Annotated in this window: 19 protein-coding genes and 2 tRNA genes; 12 read left to right on the top strand and 9 right to left on the bottom strand. The window is 61.0% G+C overall.

Annotated features, from left to right (window positions below):
- The 5 genes from ACN4F8_RS07665 to ACN4F8_RS07645 all read left to right on the top strand — a co-directional run.
- Window positions 1-983 (top strand): cytochrome b (locus ACN4F8_RS07665; protein ID WP_419473006.1); only part of this gene is annotated, 983 nt, incomplete at its 5' end.
- A 32-nt stretch (window positions 984-1,015) separates the two neighbouring features.
- Complete coding sequence (locus tag ACN4F8_RS07660) at window positions 1,016-1,771, top strand: cytochrome c1 (RefSeq protein ID WP_419473005.1); 756 nt, start codon at window positions 1,016-1,018, stop codon at window positions 1,769-1,771.
- Window positions 1,772-1,886: 115 nt separating this feature from the next.
- Window positions 1,887-2,498 carry a glutathione S-transferase N-terminal domain-containing protein gene (locus ACN4F8_RS07655; RefSeq protein ID WP_300649653.1) on the top strand — a complete coding sequence of 204 codons (612 nt, stop codon included), beginning with the start codon at window positions 1,887-1,889 and terminating at the stop codon, window positions 2,496-2,498.
- Between the two features lie 52 nt (window positions 2,499-2,550).
- Complete coding sequence (locus ACN4F8_RS07650) at window positions 2,551-3,072, top strand: ClpXP protease specificity-enhancing factor (RefSeq protein WP_419473004.1); 522 nt, start codon at window positions 2,551-2,553, stop codon at window positions 3,070-3,072.
- A 23-nt stretch (window positions 3,073-3,095) separates the two neighbouring features.
- Window positions 3,096-3,171 (top strand) — tRNA-Thr (locus tag ACN4F8_RS07645).
- Between the two features lie 42 nt (window positions 3,172-3,213).
- Here ACN4F8_RS07645 and ACN4F8_RS07640 read toward each other — a convergent pair.
- Window positions 3,214-3,531 carry a hypothetical protein gene (locus tag ACN4F8_RS07640; RefSeq protein WP_419473003.1) on the bottom strand — a complete coding sequence of 106 codons (318 nt, stop codon included), beginning with the start codon at window positions 3,529-3,531 and terminating at the stop codon, window positions 3,214-3,216.
- A 51-nt stretch (window positions 3,532-3,582) separates the two neighbouring features.
- Between ACN4F8_RS07640 and ACN4F8_RS07635 the strand changes: the two genes are divergently transcribed.
- The 5 genes from ACN4F8_RS07635 (at window position 3,583) to ACN4F8_RS07615 (ending at window position 10,112) form a co-directional block, all read left to right on the top strand.
- The gene (locus ACN4F8_RS07635) at window positions 3,583-4,533 is read left to right on the top strand and encodes a M23 family metallopeptidase (RefSeq protein ID WP_419473002.1); all 951 of its coding nucleotides are present in this window, start codon (window positions 3,583-3,585) and stop codon (window positions 4,531-4,533) included.
- A 165-nt stretch (window positions 4,534-4,698) separates the two neighbouring features.
- The gene (gene secA / locus ACN4F8_RS07630) at window positions 4,699-7,452 is read left to right on the top strand and encodes a preprotein translocase subunit SecA (RefSeq protein ID WP_419473001.1); all 2,754 of its coding nucleotides are present in this window, start codon (window positions 4,699-4,701) and stop codon (window positions 7,450-7,452) included.
- 65 nt (window positions 7,453-7,517) lie between these two features.
- Window positions 7,518-8,765, top strand: a complete 1,248-nt coding sequence (gene argJ, locus ACN4F8_RS07625) for a bifunctional glutamate N-acetyltransferase/amino-acid acetyltransferase ArgJ (RefSeq protein WP_419473000.1) — start codon at window positions 7,518-7,520, stop codon at window positions 8,763-8,765.
- Window positions 8,766-8,775: 10 nt separating this feature from the next.
- Window positions 8,776-9,654, top strand: coding sequence for an ATP-binding protein (locus ACN4F8_RS07620; protein WP_419472999.1), 879 nt, complete (start codon window positions 8,776-8,778; stop codon window positions 9,652-9,654).
- The gene (locus tag ACN4F8_RS07615) at window positions 9,651-10,112 is read left to right on the top strand and encodes an NUDIX domain-containing protein (RefSeq protein ID WP_419472998.1); all 462 of its coding nucleotides are present in this window, start codon (window positions 9,651-9,653) and stop codon (window positions 10,110-10,112) included. The genes ACN4F8_RS07620 and ACN4F8_RS07615 overlap by 4 nt, the downstream gene beginning before the upstream one ends.
- Before the next feature lie 15 nt (window positions 10,113-10,127).
- On the opposite strand, the gene ACN4F8_RS07610 is transcribed toward ACN4F8_RS07615, so the two are convergent.
- The 8 genes from ACN4F8_RS07610 to ACN4F8_RS07575 form a co-directional block, all read right to left on the bottom strand.
- Window positions 10,128-10,331: a DNA gyrase inhibitor YacG gene (locus ACN4F8_RS07610; protein WP_419472997.1), complete on the bottom strand. Its 204-nt coding sequence runs from the start codon at window positions 10,329-10,331 to the stop codon at window positions 10,128-10,130.
- 20 nt (window positions 10,332-10,351) lie between these two features.
- On the bottom strand, window positions 10,352-11,107 hold the full coding sequence (gene zapD, locus ACN4F8_RS07605; protein WP_419473012.1) for a cell division protein ZapD: 756 nt from the start codon (window positions 11,105-11,107) through the stop codon (window positions 10,352-10,354).
- 42 nt (window positions 11,108-11,149) lie between these two features.
- Complete coding sequence (coaE, locus tag ACN4F8_RS07600) at window positions 11,150-11,767, bottom strand: dephospho-CoA kinase (protein WP_419472996.1); 618 nt, start codon at window positions 11,765-11,767, stop codon at window positions 11,150-11,152.
- Window positions 11,764-12,624: a prepilin peptidase gene (locus ACN4F8_RS07595; RefSeq protein WP_419472995.1), complete on the bottom strand. Its 861-nt coding sequence runs from the start codon at window positions 12,622-12,624 to the stop codon at window positions 11,764-11,766. Before ACN4F8_RS07595 ends, coaE begins: the two co-directional genes overlap by 4 nt.
- A complete protein-coding gene (locus tag ACN4F8_RS07590; protein ID WP_419472994.1) occupies window positions 12,624-13,841 on the bottom strand; it encodes a type II secretion system F family protein in 1,218 nt (405 codons plus the stop codon). The genes ACN4F8_RS07595 and ACN4F8_RS07590 overlap by 1 nt, the downstream gene beginning before the upstream one ends.
- 32 nt (window positions 13,842-13,873) lie before the next feature.
- The gene (gene pilB / locus ACN4F8_RS07585; protein WP_419472993.1) at window positions 13,874-15,607 is read right to left on the bottom strand and encodes a type IV-A pilus assembly ATPase PilB; all 1,734 of its coding nucleotides are present in this window, start codon (window positions 15,605-15,607) and stop codon (window positions 13,874-13,876) included.
- 172 nt (window positions 15,608-15,779) lie between these two features.
- A tRNA-Pro gene (locus ACN4F8_RS07580) sits at window positions 15,780-15,856 on the bottom strand.
- 49 nt (window positions 15,857-15,905) lie between these two features.
- Window positions 15,906-16,835: a polyprenyl synthetase family protein gene (locus tag ACN4F8_RS07575; protein WP_419473011.1), complete on the bottom strand. Its 930-nt coding sequence runs from the start codon at window positions 16,833-16,835 to the stop codon at window positions 15,906-15,908.
- A 272-nt stretch (window positions 16,836-17,107) separates the two neighbouring features.
- On the opposite strand from ACN4F8_RS07575, the gene rplU reads away from it, so the two are divergent.
- Both rplU and rpmA read left to right on the top strand, forming a co-directional pair.
- Complete coding sequence (rplU, locus tag ACN4F8_RS07570; protein WP_069047504.1) at window positions 17,108-17,419, top strand: 50S ribosomal protein L21; 312 nt, start codon at window positions 17,108-17,110, stop codon at window positions 17,417-17,419.
- 13 nt (window positions 17,420-17,432) lie between these two features.
- Window positions 17,433-17,690, top strand: coding sequence for a 50S ribosomal protein L27 (gene rpmA, locus ACN4F8_RS07565; protein ID WP_056273119.1), 258 nt, complete (start codon window positions 17,433-17,435; stop codon window positions 17,688-17,690).
- Window positions 17,691-17,771 lie beyond the last annotated feature (81 nt).

The raw sequence follows: 17,771 nt of genomic DNA, 5'->3' as shown, positions 1-17,771 counted from the left end.
TGTGCCTGATGGCTGAAGCGTTCATGGGCTACTTGCTCCCCTGGGGTCAGATGTCTTACTGGGGCGCGCAGGTTATCGTGAACCTGTTTGCCGCCATTCCCTTCGTCGGCCCCGACCTCGCGCTGCTGATCCGCGGCGACTTCGTGGTGGGTGACGCCACGCTCAACCGCTTCTTCAGCTTCCACGTGATCGCCGTGCCGCTGGTCCTGCTGGGCCTGGTGGTCGCGCACATCATTGCGCTGCACGAAGTGGGTTCCAACAACCCCGATGGCGTGGAAATCAAGGCGAAAAAAGATGCCAAGGGCATCCCGCTGGACGGCATTCCGTTCCATCCCTACTACACCGTGCACGACGTGCTGGGTGTGTCGGTGTTCCTGATGCTCTTCTCCGCGATCATCTTCTTCGCGCCCGAGTTCGGTGGCTACTTCCTCGAATACAACAACTTCATCCCGGCCGATCCGCTGGTCACGCCGCTGCACATTGCGCCGGTCTGGTACTTCACGCCCTTCTATTCGATGCTGCGTGCCATCACCAGCGAGATGATGTTCGCGCTGGTGGCCATCGTGGTCATCGCTGCGGTGCTCGGAGCGCTCAAGGCCAAGGTGTCTGGTGTCATCAAGGCTGGCATCGTGGTCGGCGCCGTGGTGCTGGTGGCCTTGATGCTGGCCATTGACGCCAAGTTCTGGGGTGTGGTCGCCATGGGTGGTGCCGTGATCATCCTGTTCTTCCTCCCCTGGCTGGACTTCAGCCCGGTGAAGTCGATCCGCTACCGTCCGACCTGGAACAAGTACCTGTACGGTGTGTTCGTGATCAACTTCCTGATCTTGGGTTATCTCGGCGTGTTGCCGCCGTCGCCCATCGGCGAGCGTGTGTCGCAGATCGGTACCTTGTTCTACTTTGGCTTCTTCCTGCTGATGCCGTGGTGGAGTCGTCTGGGCGAGTTCAAGGCTGTGCCTGACCGCGTCACCTTCCAGCCCCACTGAATCCCGAAGAGCCAATTCAGAGAGTCAAGCAAATGAAAAAAATCCTCTTGGGCTTCGCGCTGGTATTGGGTTTCTCCGGCGCCGTCATGGCAGCTGGCGGAAGCATTCCTCTGGACAAAGCGCCGCAGCGAACCAATGACATGGCGGCCTTGCAAAACGGCGCCAAACTGTTCGTGAACTACTGCCTGAGCTGCCACTCGGCGGCCTTCATGCGCTATAACCGCCTGCGCGATATCGGCCTCAACGACAAGCAGATCGCCGAGAACTTGACGTTCGCCACCGACAAGATCGGTGACACGATGAAAGCTTCCATCGACCCCAGGCAAGCCAAGCAATGGTTCGGTGTGAATCCGCCGGACCTGACCTTGATCGCGCGTTCCCGCTCCAGCAAGGCAGGCACCGGTGCAGATTACGTTTACACCCTGCTTCGCACCTACTACCGCGACGACACCAAACCCACCGGTTGGAACAACCTCGCGTTCCCCAACATCGGCATGCCCAACCCGCTGTGGGAGCTGCAAGGCGAGCAACGTCCTGTGGTGGAAAAGGTGATGAGCCACGGTCATGAGGTTGAGCGCGTCAAAGGCTGGGAGCCCGTCAAGGCGGGTACGCTCAGCGCGGCCGAATACGACCGGAACGTGGGTGACCTCGTCGCCTATCTGCAATGGATGGCCGAACCGGCACAGAACAGCCGTGTGCGCATTGGCGTGTGGGTGATGTTGTTCCTTGCCGCCTTCACCGTGGTGGCCTGGCGTCTGAATGCCGCCTTCTGGAAAGACATCAAGTAATCCCACCCGACAGGGCTGGCGGTGTGAGCCGCCAGTCTGTCAGTTCCGCAGTGGTTTGCAGTGTCCGTATGACACGAAAGCAAACCACTGTTTTTTGCTTTAAGGAGACTCCCTCATGATGGTCTTGTACTCAGGTACCACCTGCCCGTATTCCCACCGCTGCCGCTTCGTGTTGTTCGAAAAAGGCATGGATTTCGAGATCCGGGATGTCGACCTCTACAACAAGCCCGAAGACATCAGTGTGATGAACCCATACGGCCAGGTGCCCATCCTGGTCGAGCGCGATCTCATCCTGTACGAGTCGAACATCATCAACGAGTACATCGACGAGCGTTTTCCCCATCCGCAATTGATGCCCGGTGACCCGGTGGATCGGGCCCGTGTGCGGTTGTTTCTGCTGAACTTCGAAAAAGAGCTGTTCACGCACGTGTCCATGCTGGAGTCTCGCGTCACCAAGGGCAATGAGAAGGCGCTTGAGAAGGCTCGTGCGCACATCCGTGACCGCCTCACGCAGCTGGCACCGGTTTTCCTGAAGAACAAGTTCATGCTGGGCGACAATTTTTCCATGCTCGATGTGGCGATTGCCCCGTTGCTGTGGCGCCTGGACTTCTACGGCATTGAGCTCAGCAAAAACGCGGCACCTCTGCTCAAGTACGCCGAGCGGATTTTCTCGCGTCCTGCCTACATCGAGGCGCTGACGCCGTCCGAGAAAGTGATGCGCAAGTGATGGACTCCCCGGTCGTGCGCGACCGGGCTGTCTTGAGCCTCAGCGACTTCCCATGAGTCCTGTCGACGCCGATATTCCTTCCACCCGGCCCTACCTGATTCGTGCCTTGCACGAATGGTGTTCGGACAACGGGTTCTCTCCCTACATTGCGGTGCAGGTGGACGCTTCCGTGCAGGTGCCGATGGAGTTCGTGAAGAACGGCGAGATCGTGCTCAATGTGGGTGTGGACGCCACCAGCTCGCTGCGATTGGGCAACGATTTCATCGAGTTCAAGGCTCGGTTTGGCGGCGTGGCTCGCGAAATCGTGGTGCCCATCAGCCACGTCATTGCGATCTATGCGCGCGAGAACGGACAGGGAATGGCGTTTCCAGCCCCTTCGCCGGCCACCGTGTCTACCATCAAGAGCGCCGAGGTGCCCGATGCGTCCGAGCCGGTCACCGAAACCGCCTCGCGCAGTCCGCTGCGGTCGGTGACCAGTGATGATGTGTCTGCCGAGACCGATGAGTCGCCAGAGCCGCCAACCGACGGCCCTGGCCGAGCGTCGGGTCGCCCCCAGCTCAAACGCGTCAAGTAAACTCGCGTCCTTGGTTTTTTCGGGCCGCTTTAGCTCAGTTGGTAGAGCAATCGCCTTGTAAGCGATAGGTCATCTGTTCGAGTCAGATAAGCGGCACCATCCCCTGCAGCCCATGGCCATCGACTCGCACTTGGTGCGCGTTCATCGTCCCGGCGTTTGGACTTTGATCCGTATTGCGTTAACCTGCGCTCCGCCAGCAGTCAGGGTCTGCTGGATGGCTGGTAACAGCTGTCGCAACTTGGTGGACACAGCTGCGCTGCCCACCAGCAAACACCACTCCTGGTTCTGCAACGGACCCGCCACCACGTGTTGTCGCATGGCAGCCGGTATCAGATGGCGAATCCGGTCCATGCATGCTTGGGACTCACGAATGCGTTCTTGCAGCAAGGCCAGTGACGGCGCTGCACCCACGGCCTGCTCGAGGCTGTAGAGGGTGCGGGGTCGTTGATCGGTGGCCATGTGAATTGGACGGGTGGGCGTTCGCTGCTCACCGCACGGAAAGGTTTCAGAGTGCACATCATTATCACGGACGCCTGGTTGGCCCGAAGCAAGGCGTTGCACCTCAACGGCTTCAAACTGATCGGCGTGGGCTTGCTCGCATCCCTGTTGCTGATGCTCGCTTCGATCGCCACGTATCACTGGTTCTTTCTCGAAGGTGTGCGCCAGGGATGGCCCGGGTTTGCCTCGGTTGCGCGATTGGTTCACCAAAGCGATGCAGACTCCAAAGACGCCTACATGCGTGCCAACCTGGATGCCATGGCCCGCAAGCTCGGGGAAATGCAGGCGCGCATGGTTCAGATCGATTCCCTCGGTGAGCGCGTGGCCGGCCTCGCCGGCCTGAACCCGGCCGAATTCAAGAACGCGCCGGGCTCGGGCGGTTCCTTGGTGGCCAGCCGGGACATCAGCATGCAGGAGTTGATGCACGCGCTCGACTCTGTCGAAGTTTCCAGCGGTTCCCGGGTCGACTGGCTCACGGTGGTCGAGTCGCGGCTTTTCGATCAAAAGATTCAACAGACATTGATACCCACCGAAAAGCCGGTCGACGGTGTGCAGGTCGGCTCCGCCTTCGGATTTCGCATCGATCCGATCACGGGCCGATCGGCCCTGCACACCGGGCTTGATTTTCCTGCGGACGTGGGCACGCCGATCCTCGCGGCAGCCGGTGGAGTGGTCGTGGTGCAGGAGTACCACGCCGCCTACGGCAACATGATCGAGGTGGACCATGGCAACGACTTGATCACGCGCTACGCCCATGCATCGCAGACCTTTGTGAAGAAGGGCGACATCGTCAAGCGCGGACAGAAGATTGCCAGCGTGGGCTCCACGGGCCGCTCCACCGGACCTCATCTGCACTTTGAAGTGTGGGTTGCAGGAGTCCCGCAGGACCCCCAGCGTTTCCTGGCCGCAGGTGAAAAAATCGCAGCAGCCAAGCCCGCCTCAGTGGGCCCTCGCAAGCCCTGAGCAGGGCCAGTCCCCGGCAGTTAAAATCGCGGCTTTGCTCTTGAAAATCCTGCGTTTGCCGACATCTCCGAGGTGTTCGGTGAACGCGCCCCAGGTTCGCAAGAGCCCTCCTCATTTCTTTTGCCTGCCCGGCGCCTTCAGGGTGTCCGGTTTGGGTCTGCATGTATGGCCACAAACTTCCTCACCAAACTCTTTGGTAGCCGCAACGATCGATTGCTCAAGACTTACCGCAAAACGGTCGAGCGTATCAACGGCATGGAGGCGCAGTTTGAAAAGCTCAGCGACGACGAACTCCGTGGCAAGACGGAATCCTTCAAGCAACGCATAGCGCAGGGCGAAAGCCTGGAGGCGGTGTTGCCGGAGGCCTTTGCGGTGGTTCGTGAAGGCAGCAAGCGCGTCATGAAGATGCGCCACTTCGACGTGCAACTGGTGGGCGGCCTCGCGCTGCACCACGGCAAGGTGGCCGAGATGCGCACCGGTGAAGGCAAGACCCTCACCGCCACGCTGCCGGTGTACCTGAACGCACTCACCGGCAAGGGTGTTCACGTGGTCACGGTGAACGACTACCTGGCCAGCCGCGACGCGCAGTGGATGGGGCGTCTCTACAATTTCCTCGGCCTCACGGTCGGCATCAACCTGCCGCAGGCACCACGTGACGAGAAGCAGGCGGCTTACCGTGCCGACATCACCTACGGCACCAACAACGAATACGGCTTCGACTATTTGCGCGACAACATGGTCTACGAGGCCGCAGACCGCGTGCAGCGCGGCCTGAACTTCGCCATCGTCGACGAGGTGGACTCGATCCTGATCGACGAGGCCCGCACGCCGCTGATCATCAGCGGTCAGGCTGAAGACCAGACCCAGACCTACATGGCGATCAAGCAACTGGTGCCGCACCTGGTGCGCCAGGAAGGCGAGGCCGATGTGCGCACCGGCGAGGGCGTGACAAAACCCGGCGACTTCACGGTGGATGAGAAGGCGCATGCGATTCACATGACCGAACAAGGTCATGAGCACGCCGAGCAGTTGCTCAGCCAGGCCGGTCTGTTGCCCGAGGGCGCCTCGCTGTACGACCCAGCCAACATCGCATTGCTGCACAACCTGGTGACCTCGCTCAAGGCGCACCACCTCTACCACCGCGACCAGCACTATGTGAACCAGAACGGCGAAATCGTGATCGTCGATGAGTTCACCGGCCGTTTGATGACGGGTCGCCGCTGGAGCGACGGTCTGCACCAGGCGGTGGAGGCCAAGGAAGGCGTGGCGATCCAGCCAGAGAACCAGACACTGGCGTCCATCACGTTCCAGAACTACTTCCGCCTCTACGGCAAGCTCTCGGGCATGACCGGCACGGCCGACACCGAAGCGTATGAGTTCCAGGAGATCTACAGCCTGGAGACGGTGGTGATCCCGCCGAACCGCGTGAGCAAGCGTGTGGACCAGCTCGATCGTGTCTACAAGACCACGAAAGAAAAGTACGTCGCGGCGATTCAGGACATTCGCGAATGCCACGAGCGCGGTCAGCCGGTGCTGGTGGGCACGTCATCGATCGAGAACTCGGAAATCATTGCCGAGCTGCTGGTCAAGGAAGGCCTGCCCCACGAGGTGTTGAACGCCAAGCAGCATGCGCGCGAAGCCGACATCATCATCCAGGCGGGCCGCCCTGGCGGCATCACCATCGCCACCAACATGGCCGGTCGCGGCACCGACATCGTGCTCGGCGGCAACCTGGAGAAGATGGTTGACGCGGTGCAGAACGACGAGTCGCTGGACGATGCCACCAAGGCCTCGCGCATCGAATCGTTGCGCCAGAACTGGCAGGCCGATCACGAGAAGGTGAAAGCACTGGGCGGTCTGCGCATCATCGCCACCGAGCGTCATGAATCGCGCCGCATCGACAACCAGCTGCGTGGTCGTTCCGGTCGTCAGGGTGACCCGGGTTCGTCGCGGTTTTATCTGAGCCTGGACGATTCGCTCATGCGCATCTTCGCGGGCGACCGCGTGCGCGCGATCATGGACCGGCTGAAGATGCCCGAGGGTGAGGCCATCGAGGCCGGCATCGTCACGCGCAGCATCGAGAGCGCGCAGCGCAAGGTCGAGGCCCGCAACTTCGACATCCGCAAGCAGCTGCTGGAATACGACGATGTGTCCAACGACCAGCGCAAGGTGATCTACCAGCAGCGCAACGACATCCTGGACGCCGAATCGCTGCGCGCGCAGATCGACTCTTTGCGCGACGGTTGTTTTGCCGATCTGGTGCACCAGTACGTGCCCGAAGGCAGTGTGGAAGAACAGTGGGACTTGCCCACGCTGGAACGTGTGCTGCGCGAGGAGTGGGCCGTGGACGTGCCGGTGACGACCTGGGTGTCGGACGCCGAGTCGATCGATGCGGAAGAGGTTGCCGAGCGCGTGGTGGCTGCGGCCAAGGCAGCGTTTGAAGCCAAGGTGCAGATCGTGGGCGAAGAGAACTTCACCCAGTTCGAGCGCGTGGTGCTGCTGCAGACCATCGACGGGCAGTGGCGCGAACACCTGTCCGCGCTGGACTACCTGCGCCAGGGCATCCACCTGCGGGGTTATGCGCAGAAGCAACCCAAGCAGGAGTACAAGCGCGAAGCTTTCGTGCTGTTTGGTCAGTTGCTCGACACGGTGAAGAACGATGTGACGCGCGTGTTGATGAACGTGCGTGTGCAGTCCGCCGAGCAGATGGCCCAGGCGGCCGAACAGCTGGAAGAGCGCGCCGAGCAGATCGCCAACGTGACCTACACCGCGCCCACCGAAACCGGTGAAGCGGAAACGGTGGGTGCGGCAGGCGCAGCACCGCGTCCCGCCGGCGATGTGCCACGCGTGGGTCGCAACGAACCTTGCCCCTGCGGCAGCGGGAAAAAATACAAACAGTGCCACGGCAAGCTGGACTGACATGGCGGGGCTCAGTGCCCCGTGCGTCCTTCCGACTGGCTCAACCCTGACTTCACGGAGTTCACATGCCCGTTCAACTCGACACGCCCTTGGTCACGGATCTGTTCGCCATTCCAGGTGTGCGTATCGGTGTGGCCGAGGCTGGTATCCGCAAGGCCAACCGCAAAGACCTCACGGTGTTTCTGCTGGACGAGGGTTGTGCGGTTGGTGCGGTGTTCACCCAGAACCGCTACGCCGCGGCCCCGGTGCAGGTGTGCCGTGAGCACCTGGCGGCCGGGCAGGGCGTGCGGGCGCTGGTGATCAACACCGGCAATGCCAACGCTGGCACGGGCGAACCGGGTCTCGCGAATGCGCGCCAGACCTGCACCGCACTGGCTTTGGCTTTAGGGGTACGCCACGAACAGGTGTTGCCGTTCTCCACCGGTGTGATCATGGAGCCACTGCCGCTGGATCGCCTGCTCGCGGGTTTGCCGGCCGCTCTCACCGATGCCGCACAACCGCAGACCGACAGCGGCGCCCAGTGGCTCTCGGCGGCCCAGGGCATCATGACCACCGACACCTTGCCCAAGGCCTTCAGCCAGCGCATGACGATCGACGGGCGCGCGGTGCATGCCACCGGCATCGCCAAAGGCGCCGGCATGATCCGCCCGAACATGGCGACCATGCTGGGCTTTCTGGCCACCGATGCGGCTGTGGCACCCGCGCTCATGAGCGAACTGGCCCGTCGCCTGGCAGACGCGTCGTTCAACCGCGTGACCGTGGACGGCGACACCAGCACCAACGACTCGTTTGTGGTGGTGGCCACCGGACAAGCAGGCCATGCACCCATCACCGACCTGGACAGCCCGGCCGGTGTTGCCCTGCTGGCTGGCTTGACGCCGGTGGCGCGTTTCCTCGCCCACGCCATCGTGCGCGACGGCGAGGGCGCCACCAAGTTCATCACCATCCAGGTTGAAGGCGGGCGCACCGCCGCCGAATGCCTGCTGGCGGCCTACGCTGTGGCGCACTCGCCCCTGGTCAAGACCGCGTTCTTCGCCAGCGACCCCAACCTCGGCCGCATCCTCGCCGCGGTGGGCTACGCCGGCATTCACGATCTGGACGTGGGAGGCATCGAGCTGCACCTGGGTGATGTGCATGTGGTCACCCAGGGTGGTCGGCACCCCGACTACCGTGAAGAAGACGGTCAGCGCGTGATGAAACAAACCGAGATCCTGGTGCGCATTGGCCTGGGTCGTGGTGATGCGACCGAGACGGTGTGGACCTGCGATTTCAGCCACGACTACGTGACCATCAACGCCGACTACCGCTCCTGATTCAAGCGCCATGAACGAACACTTTGAGCGCCTGCTGGAGCGGGCCGAGCAGTTGATGGCCCGCATCGAGTCGGTGTTGCCCCAGCCCATGCAGGCGCCCGACTGGGCCGCTGCGGTGGCTTGGCGTTACCGCAAGCGTTCCAGCGGCCACGGCGCGCTGGAGCCGGTGCGCCATGTGGGCGCCATGCGCTTGAGCGACCTGCAGGAGATCGACGGTCAGAAAGAAAAGATCCAGCGCAACACGCTGCAGTTCGTGCAGGGCCTGCCCGCCAACAACGTGCTGCTCACCGGCGCGCGCGGCACCGGCAAGTCCTCGCTGATCCGCGCCTGCCTCAACGAATACGCGCCGCAGGGTCTGCGCCTGATCGAGGTGGACAAGGCCGAGCTGGTGGACCTGCCCGACATCGTCGATGTGGTGTCCGAACGGCCCGAACGCTTCATCGTCTTCTGCGACGACCTCAGTTTTGAAGACGGTGAGCCCGGCTACAAGGCACTCAAGTCCATCCTTGACGGCTCGGTGTCCGCGGCCAGCCCCAACGTGCTCATCTACGCCACGAGCAACCGGCGCCACCTGTTGCCCGAGTACATGAAGGAAAACCTCACCTACACCCACACCGCCGAAGGCGAAGTGCACCCGGGTGAGGTGGTGGAAGAGAAGATCTCGCTCTCGGAGCGGTTCGGCCTGTGGGTGAGCTTCTACCCGTTCAGCCAGGACGAGTACCTCACCATCGTGGCGCAGTGGCTCTCGTCGTTTGGTGTGCCCTCGGCCGACATTGACGCCGCAAGCCCCCTGGCGCTGGTGTGGGCGCTGGAGCGCGGTTCGCGCAGCGGGCGCGTGGCCTACCAGTTTGCCCGCGACTACGCTGGCACGCACGCCTCGAAAGCATGAGCTCGCCGGTCCTTGTCGTGGATGCCGACCCTGGTGTCGAGCGACCCGTCGACCGGCCTGTGGTCGACGTGGCGGTCGGTTTGCTGATCGCACCCGATGGCCGTTTTCTGCTCACGTCTCGCCCGGTGGGCAAGGTGTATGCAGGCTACTGGGAGTTTCCGGGCGGCAAGCTGGAAGCGGGTGAGTCGGTCGAGCAGGCCTTGCGCCGTGAACTGCAGGAGGAGATCGGCGTGACCATCGGCGCTGTACACGCGTGGCGTGACAGTCTGGTGGACTACCCCCATGCGCTGGTGCACCTGCACTTTTGCAAAGTGTTCGACTGGACCGGGGACCTGCAGATGCGTGAAGGGCAGGCGTTCAGTTGGGAGGCCGTGCCCACACGCTGCGAGCCGATACTGCCTGGCACCGTGCCGGTGCTGGAGTGGCTTGCGCTTGAGCGCGGGCTTGAACCGAACTGAACTGACGCCGCTCGCTCACGACGTCCCGAAGTCCGGATCGTTCTGACTGTCCTGCTCGGGCAGTTTGAAGCTCTCGGTGGCCCAGGCGCCGAAGTCCATGTTCTTGCAGCGTTCGCAGCAAAACGGCCGGAAGGCGTTGCTGGGCGCGTAGATGCTGGGGCCGCCACAACCGGGGCAGCGCACGGTTTTTTGCGGGCTGGTGGTGGTGTTCGCAGACATGGGCAATCCAGCGGAAGCGTTCAGGCGCAGAGCGTCAACTCAAACGCGGTGTCGTCCGGTGCGGAGTGCAGGCGGTCGTCATCGCCTTGCCGCATCAAACGCACCGACAGCATCAGGCGGTTGCCACTGATCTCGGGGATCAGGCCAGTGCTCGGGTCGATGCGCAGGCGAAGCAGCTGAAAGGTACGACCCTGCGGCAAGGTTTGCTGGAACTGACCACCGGGCGCCACCACCTTTTGTGGCGAACCAGAGTCCCGCAGCATCTTGAGCAGCAACACAACGGATTCAGCCAGTGGCGCCAGTGGCACCGACCAGCGTTGCAGGTCTGCCTGTCGCTCCTCGGCACTGTGGTGCTGCCAGTGGTAGTAAGCCGGGAGATCGAATTCACAGGTGCCTGCGGGAATGCCGATGCGACTGCGGATGCTCATCAACCAGTCGTTTTCGGTCAGCGATTGCCCCGTCTTGCCCGCCAGTCCGCTGAGCTGTGAAAAGCAATCTTCCAGTTGTCCGATGGCGTCGTTGAGCGCCTGCTCCGAGATCATGGGGTTGCCACGGTAGGCAATGAGCTGCTGTTTGTGCCGATCGATGTCTTTGAGCACATCGGATTTCATGTCGGCCCGCGACGCCACCTCAATGATTTCGAAAATCGTCTGTATGGCGAAATGGTGGTCCAGTGGATGCTGGCGTGGCACCAGTTCGACCATGCGCCGGAACAGTTGTTCAAGTCGCAGGTAGGTGCGGATGCGTTCGTTGAAAGGGTATTCGTACAGGATCACAGCGGCTTGGGTGTGCAGGGCGGTGCAGCGGGTGGGCATTCATCATAGCCCGAACCGATTGGCCAACCCCCGGGCCAGATGTTGCAGGTTGTCCAGGCTGTCTGTGTCGTTGAAGACCACAAAGTCCGCAGCCGCCAGCCGCTTCTCTCGCGTGCTTTGGCTGCGCATGACAGCCTCGATGGTGGCCAGGTCCCACGCGCTGCGCTGCACCACCCGGCGGACTTGTGTGGCGGGCAAACAATCCACCACCAGCACCCGGTCCAGCTGCGCACGCCAGTGCGGTGACTCGACGAGAAGAGGGATGTCAAACACCACCAGGCTGGATGTGGCCAGCGTGATTTGGCGACGTATCTCATCTCCAACCAATGGATGGACGACGCGCTCAAGCACCTTGCGTGCATCAGGCTGGGCAAACACGTGTTCGCGCATGCGTTGCCTGTCCAGTGAACCATCGATCGTGATGAACGCGCTGCCAAATGTTTGAGCGATGGCAGGGATGGCCGCGCCGCCGATGTCGGTGCAGGCACGCGAGATCGCATCAGCGTCGATCACATCTGCGCCCAAACTCTGGAGCAGGCGAGCCAGGGTGCTTTTGCCACTGCCAATTCCGCCGGTGAGTCCCAGCTTCAGGACTTGGCGTTGCAGCGAAGCCGAGTTCACAGGCCGATGACAGCCAGGATCGCCGACGGTCCGAAGATCATGGCGGTCAGTCCTGCCAACGCAAGGAAGGGACCAAAAGGGACATAGCCCCCTTCACGCAACTCACCTTTGAGCTTGATGCCGATGCCGATCACGGCACCGATCACCGAGGCCATGAGGATGACGGGGATCAGGGCCTGCCAGCCGAACCACGCGCCAAAGGCTGCGAACAGCTTGAAGTCTCCGTAGCCCATGCCTTCTTTGCCTGTGACCAGCTTGAAAGCCCAGTACACCAGCCACAGCGACAGGTAACCTCCCACCGCACCCCACAACGCATCGGGGAGAGCCGTGTCGATCCATCCAAGGCCCGCTGCGCACAGGCCGGCCCACAGCAACGGCAGTGTGATGTCATCGGGCAGCAACGTGGTGTCCCAGTCAATGCACGCCAGCGAAAGCACCGCCGCTGAAAAACCGCACCAGGCGATCGCTTGCCAGCCCAGGCCCCACGACCAGCCGCACCAGGCAAACAGCGCACCACAAATGAGCTCCACTGTCGGGTACCGCAAGCTGATGGGCGCAGCGCACTGGCTGCACTTTCCGCGCAGGACCAGGTAGCTGAAAACCGGAACGTTTTCGAACCAGCGGATTTGATGCCCGCAATGAGGACATCTCGAACGCGGCACCATGAGGTTGAAGGGCTCAGCCACAGGAGCAGGCTGCTGCAAGGCGTCTTTCCCCGCATGGAGCTCCGCGCATTCGGCCGCCCAGCTCAACTCCATCATCTTGGGCAACCGGTGAATCACCACGTTGAGAAAGCTGCCCACCAACAGGCCCAGAAGCCCCAGCAGCGCCGCGTCTGCCGCGCTCGCTCCGAGCATCAAACCACCTGACCCAGTTTGAAAATCGGCAAGTACATCGAGACCACGATGCCGCCAATGACGGTGCCCAGCACCACGATGATGATGGGCTCCATCAAGCTGGAGATGCCGGAAACCATATCGTCCACCTCGGCTTCGTAGAAGTCTGCGGCCTTGCCCAGCATGTGATCGATCGAGCCAGACTCTTCACCAATGGCGCACATCTGCAGCACCATGGAAGGGAAGATGTTGGCGTTGGTCATCGCATTGGTCAGGCTGGTGCCGGTCGACACCTCCTGCTGGATGCGCTCGGTGGCCATCGAGTACACCGAGTTGCCGGAAGCGCCACCCACGGAGTCAAGCGCCTCCACCAAAGGCACACCGGCCGCGAACATGGTGGACAGCGTGCGCGTCCAGCGGGCAATCACCGATTTCTCGATCAGCACGCCGAAGATCGGCAACTTCAGCAGGACGCGGTCCATGAATTGCTGCACTTTTTCGTTGCGACGCCACGCCTGCATGAAAAAATAGAAGCCGCCACCCAGTCCGCCAAAAATCAACCACCAATATTCGGTGAAGAACTCACTCATGGCAATGACGAACAGCGTGGGTGCCGGCAGGTCTGCGCCGAACGAGGAGAAGACCTCCTTGAACGAAGGAATCACGAAAATCATGATCACGGCCACCACGACGAAGGCCACGATCACCACCGCAATGGGGTACATCAGCGCCGACTTGATTTTCGACTTGAGGGCCTCGGTCTTCTCCATGTAAACCGCCAGGCGGTCCAGCAACTCTTCAAGAATACCGGCCGCTTCACCCGCTTCAACCAGGTTGCAGTAGAGGCTGTCGAAGTAAAGAGGATTCTTGCGGAATGCGGCGCTCAGCGAAGTGCCGGTTTCGACGTCCGAGCGGATGTCGTTGAGCAGCTTGGTCACGCTGGGATTGGGGTTGCCTCGTCCGACGATGTCGAACGCCTGCAACAGAGGAACGCCAGCTTTCATCATGGTGGCCAGCTGGCGCGTGAAGATGGCGATGTCCTTGGGCTTGATGCGCTTGCCCGAGCTCATGCGGCGCTTTTTAACCTTGCCCGGGATGATGCCTTGACGACGCAATGCAGCGAGAACCTGGTTCTCACCAACCGCACGCGTTTCACCGCGCACCGTCTTGCCGTTGCGGTCCTTGCCTTCCCACTCGAAAACAGCTTCTTTGATGCTCTTGGTTGCAGCGGTTGCCATGGTGTCCTCTCAGGCCTTTGTCCGACTCAGCGTCACTCGTTGGTGACGCTGAGCACCTCTTCAAGCGACGTCATGCCCAGCTTCACCTTGAGCAGCCCTGACTCGCGCAGCGTGCGCACGCCTTCCTTGCCGGCTTGCTGGGCTATGTCCAGAGCACTGCCGCCGCGCAGGATGATGCGTTGAATTTCTTCTGAAATCGGCATCACCTGGTAGATGCCGACCCGGCCTTTGTAGCCGTTGTTGCAGGCCGAACATCCCACCGGCCGGTAGGGTGTCCATGTGCCGTCGAGATCATCGGCCTTGAAGCCAGCGTCGACCAACGCCTTGCGCGGCACATCCAGAGGTGCTTTGCAGACACCACACAGGCGCCGCGCCAGGCGCTGCGCAGTGATCAGGATGACGCTGGACGCAATGTTGAACGTGGGAATGCCCATGTTCATCATGCGTGTCAGGGTCGTCGGCGCATCGTTGGTGTGCAGCGTTGACAGCACCATGTGGCCTGTTTGTGCCGCCTTGATGGAGATGTCTGCCGTTTCCAGATCACGAATCTCGCCGACCATGATCACATCGGGATCCTGGCGCAGGAATGCTTTCAGGGCCGCAGCAAAAGTGAGTCCGGCCTTCTCGTTCACGTTGACCTGATTCACCCCGGGCAGGTTGATCTCCGAAGGATCTTCTGCGGTCGAGATGTTGATGCCCGGTTTGTTCAGAATATTCAGGCAGGTGTAGAGCGAAACGGTTTTGCCCGAACCGGTAGGCCCGGTCACCAGCACCATGCCATAAGGCCGACCGATGGCCGACATCAGCCGCTCTTTTTCCTCGGGCTCGTAGCCCAGTGCATCAATACCGACCTTGGCGCTGCTCGGATCGAGAATACGGATCACGATTTTTTCGCCAAAGAGCGTTGGCAGCGTGCTCACCCGGAAATCGATGACGCGATCGGGCCCGATCTTGAGCTTCATGCGCCCGTCTTGTGGCACCCGCTTCTCGGAAATATCCATGCGGGAGATCACTTTGATCCGCGAAGCCAGCTTGTCCTTGATGGCAATGGGCGGTGACGCAATCTCTCGCAATTCACCATCGACCCGAAAACGCACCCGATAATTGTGTTCGTAAGGTTCGAAGTGAAGGTCGGACGCACGCATGTTGAACGCATCGATCAACATCTTGTGCAGAAACTTGACCACCGGAGCGTCGTCGACCTCGGAACTCTTGTCGTTCGCGTCCGTGACCACCGTTTCGGTCGCCATTTCATCGAACTCGAAATCCCCGCCGATGATGTTGTCCATCGTCTCGGAGACACTGGTGGTCTGGGACTCCACCAATTTGCTGAGCTTGTCGTACTCGGCGATGACCCAATCCACGCCCATCTGGGTTGCGAACTTGATCTTTTCGGCAGCTTGCTGATCGGCCGGATCGGCCGTGGCCACCATCAGGCGGTTGTTGCGCTTGCTGAGAACGACGATACGGTAGTCAGCGCAAATTTTCGCGTCCAGCAGCCCACTCGGGAGGCGCTGGACGTCGATCGCATCAAGGTCCAGGAGCGGTGCAGAAAAAGCGACCGACATGGTGTGTGCCAGATCAGACGCAGACACAGCGCCGGAACCGGTGAGCTCAGCAATGAAGCTGGAGCGGCCGCTTTGGGCTTTGCGGTACAAATCCTCTGCGGCTTTTTGGCCAAGCTTGCCGGCGGAAACCAAAGCACGCCCCAAACCCGGCAAAGCCATGGATGGGGATTCCTGAGTGACTGATTCGACGGACGCCATAGACCCGTAATCTATCGTAAATCAACAACTTGGCCGTCAGTATTGAGGCAAGTTGTGTTGAATATCCGTATTCGCGCCGATCTGCGTTGTATCGGCGTTGCGCGACCCACGCCGGTCGCTTGAAAAGGCCCGTCCATCGGTATCTGTTTTCGCTTGACAGCATCCGTGAATGTGGTCGGGGTGAGAGGATTCGAACCTCCGGCCTCTACGTCCCGAACGTAGCGCTCTACCTGGCTAAGCTACACCCCGAAAGACCCGCTGGGTCTTGAGACGGATGGCTCGCGGAGCTCCTCGAAAATCAGGAGCGGCGCTCAAGCAATCCCGATGCCAATTGTAGCAACGCAGCGCTGTAGGCATTCTTCGGAAGCAGGCCTGCGGCGTCTATCGCCCGCTGCGCTTCTGCATCCGCACTGGCCCTCGCCTCCTTCAGCGCGCCCGTGTCGAGAATGATCGAGCGAATGTCATCAAGATGCGCCAAATCCCCTTGCTCAATGGCTTGGCGAATCAGACCCTTCTGGGCGTCGGATCCGGTTCTCAGGGCACAAATGATGGGCAAGGTTACCTTGCCTTCCCTCAGGTCATCGCCCAGGTTTTTTCCGAGTTCTTCGGCGCTGCCTTCGTAATCCAGCACGTCGTCGATCACTTGAAACGCGGTGCCGAGCGCTTGCCCGTAGCTGGCGCACACTGCCTCAGTGGATTCATCGGCCTTGGCGAGAATGGCGGCCAATCTGGCACTGGCTTCAAAAAGCTTGGCCGTCTTGGATCGAATCACCTTGAGGTAGGCGCCCTCGTCGATGGAGGCGTCATGCATGTTCATCAGCTGCAGAACCTCGCCTTCAGCGATCACATTGGTGGCATCCGAGAGCACTTGCATGACCCGCATGTCGTTCACGTCCACCATCATCTGAAATGCTCTGGAGTACAGAAAGTCTCCGACGAGAACGCTCGCGGCATTGCCGAAGCGCTCGTTGGCCGTTTCACGGCCGCGGCGCAGAGTGGATTCATCCACCACGTCGTCATGCAGCAAGGTGGCTGTGTGGATGAACTCCACCACAGCGGCCAGACTGTGTCTGTGGGGGCTGCTGCTCCCGATGGCGCCGCTGAGCATCAACAAAAGGGCAGGGCGCAACCGTTTCCCGCCCGCTGAAATGATGTACTGCGCCACCTCCCTGACCAGCGGCACTTCGGTTGTCAGCCGCTCATGAATGACTTGGTCTACCCGATGCATGTCGGGAAGGATCAACTCAAGTGGGTTGCCAGAGTGAGGAATGGGAATCGTCAAGGTGCACGCCGAAAGAGAGGGGACAGAAAGCTGCTGCGATGAACGGAATTATAGGAATGCCGCCAGTTTCCCCGGGGCGTTCTCCCGCTTGCCATGGCACTCACCCATGAGGTGCGGCAGAGCCACTTGTTGGCAACTTCGTGGCGTGCTAAACTCGCGGGCTCAGCGGAATTGGATCCGCTGAGTTTCCATTCGTGGAATTTTTACAAGAGGTTCATATGTACGCGGTCATAAAAACCGGTGGCAAACAGTATCGTGTTGCTGCTGGCGAAAAAATTAAAGTAGAACAGATTGCTGCGGATGTGGGCCAAGAGATCGTGTTTGACCAAGTTCTGGCTGTCGGCAACGGCACCGAGATCAAGATCGGCACTCCCTTGGTTTCCGGCGCAACAGTAACGGTCACGGTGTTGGCCCATGGCAGACACGACAAAGTGCACATCTTCAAGATGCGCCGGCGCAAGCACTATCAGAAGCGCCAAGGTCACCGTCAAAATTTCACCGAACTGCAGATCTCGTCGATCGCAGGCTGAGGAGTAGGTCAACATGGCACAGAAAAAAGGCGGCGGCTCAACGCGAAACGGGCGCGATTCCAAGCCCAAGATGCTCGGCGTGAAAGCGTTCGGCGGCGAACTCGTCAGCGCAGGCTCGATCATCGTGCGCCAGCGCGGCACCAAGTTCCACCCTGGCCTCAACGTCGGCCTGGGCAAGGACCACACGATTTTTGCCACGGTGGACGGCCACGTGTCGTTCGCTGTGAAGGGCGAACTCAACCGCCAGACCGTCAGCATCACACCCGTTTGATCGGGCCATTGCAGGCGCCGCCGGATTGCAAGGTCTCGTAGGCGTTTGTTCAGTGCTGATGTGTAAATGCAGAAGGCCCGC

It is taken from the genome of Hydrogenophaga sp. (assembly GCF_048549895.1).
GTDB lineage: Bacteria > Pseudomonadota > Gammaproteobacteria > Burkholderiales > Burkholderiaceae_C > Hydrogenophaga.
Note: the sequence above shows the minus strand (reverse complement) of the source record. Positions and strands in the feature narration are given on the sequence as shown.

What these genes read in the sequence shown, in the direction of transcription:
- rpmA (WP_056273119.1), top strand. Translation starts at nt 17,433, where the DNA reads ATGGCACAGAAAAAAGGCGGCGGCTCAACGCGAAACGGGCGCGATTCC.
- pilB (WP_419472993.1), bottom strand. Translation starts at nt 15,607, where the DNA reads ATGGCGTCCGTCGAATCAGTCACTCAGGAATCCCCATCCATGGCTTTG.
- ACN4F8_RS07640 (WP_419473003.1), bottom strand. Translation starts at nt 3,531, where the DNA reads ATGGCCACCGATCAACGACCCCGCACCCTCTACAGCCTCGAGCAGGCC.
- ACN4F8_RS07575 (WP_419473011.1), bottom strand. Translation starts at nt 16,835, where the DNA reads ATGCATCGGGTAGACCAAGTCATTCATGAGCGGCTGACAACCGAAGTG.
- ACN4F8_RS07595 (WP_419472995.1), bottom strand. Translation starts at nt 12,624, where the DNA reads ATGCTCGGAGCGAGCGCGGCAGACGCGGCGCTGCTGGGGCTTCTGGGC.
- rplU (WP_069047504.1), top strand. Translation starts at nt 17,108, where the DNA reads ATGTACGCGGTCATAAAAACCGGTGGCAAACAGTATCGTGTTGCTGCT.
- ACN4F8_RS07660 (WP_419473005.1), top strand. Translation starts at nt 1,016, where the DNA reads ATGAAAAAAATCCTCTTGGGCTTCGCGCTGGTATTGGGTTTCTCCGGC.
- ACN4F8_RS07615 (WP_419472998.1), top strand. Translation starts at nt 9,651, where the DNA reads ATGAGCTCGCCGGTCCTTGTCGTGGATGCCGACCCTGGTGTCGAGCGA.
- argJ (WP_419473000.1), top strand. Translation starts at nt 7,518, where the DNA reads ATGCCCGTTCAACTCGACACGCCCTTGGTCACGGATCTGTTCGCCATT.
- ACN4F8_RS07620 (WP_419472999.1), top strand. Translation starts at nt 8,776, where the DNA reads ATGAACGAACACTTTGAGCGCCTGCTGGAGCGGGCCGAGCAGTTGATG.
- ACN4F8_RS07610 (WP_419472997.1), bottom strand. Translation starts at nt 10,331, where the DNA reads ATGTCTGCGAACACCACCACCAGCCCGCAAAAAACCGTGCGCTGCCCC.
- ACN4F8_RS07590 (WP_419472994.1), bottom strand. Translation starts at nt 13,841, where the DNA reads ATGGCAACCGCTGCAACCAAGAGCATCAAAGAAGCTGTTTTCGAGTGG.
- ACN4F8_RS07650 (WP_419473004.1), top strand. Translation starts at nt 2,551, where the DNA reads ATGAGTCCTGTCGACGCCGATATTCCTTCCACCCGGCCCTACCTGATT.
- ACN4F8_RS07655 (WP_300649653.1), top strand. Translation starts at nt 1,887, where the DNA reads ATGATGGTCTTGTACTCAGGTACCACCTGCCCGTATTCCCACCGCTGC.
- secA (WP_419473001.1), top strand. Translation starts at nt 4,699, where the DNA reads ATGGCCACAAACTTCCTCACCAAACTCTTTGGTAGCCGCAACGATCGA.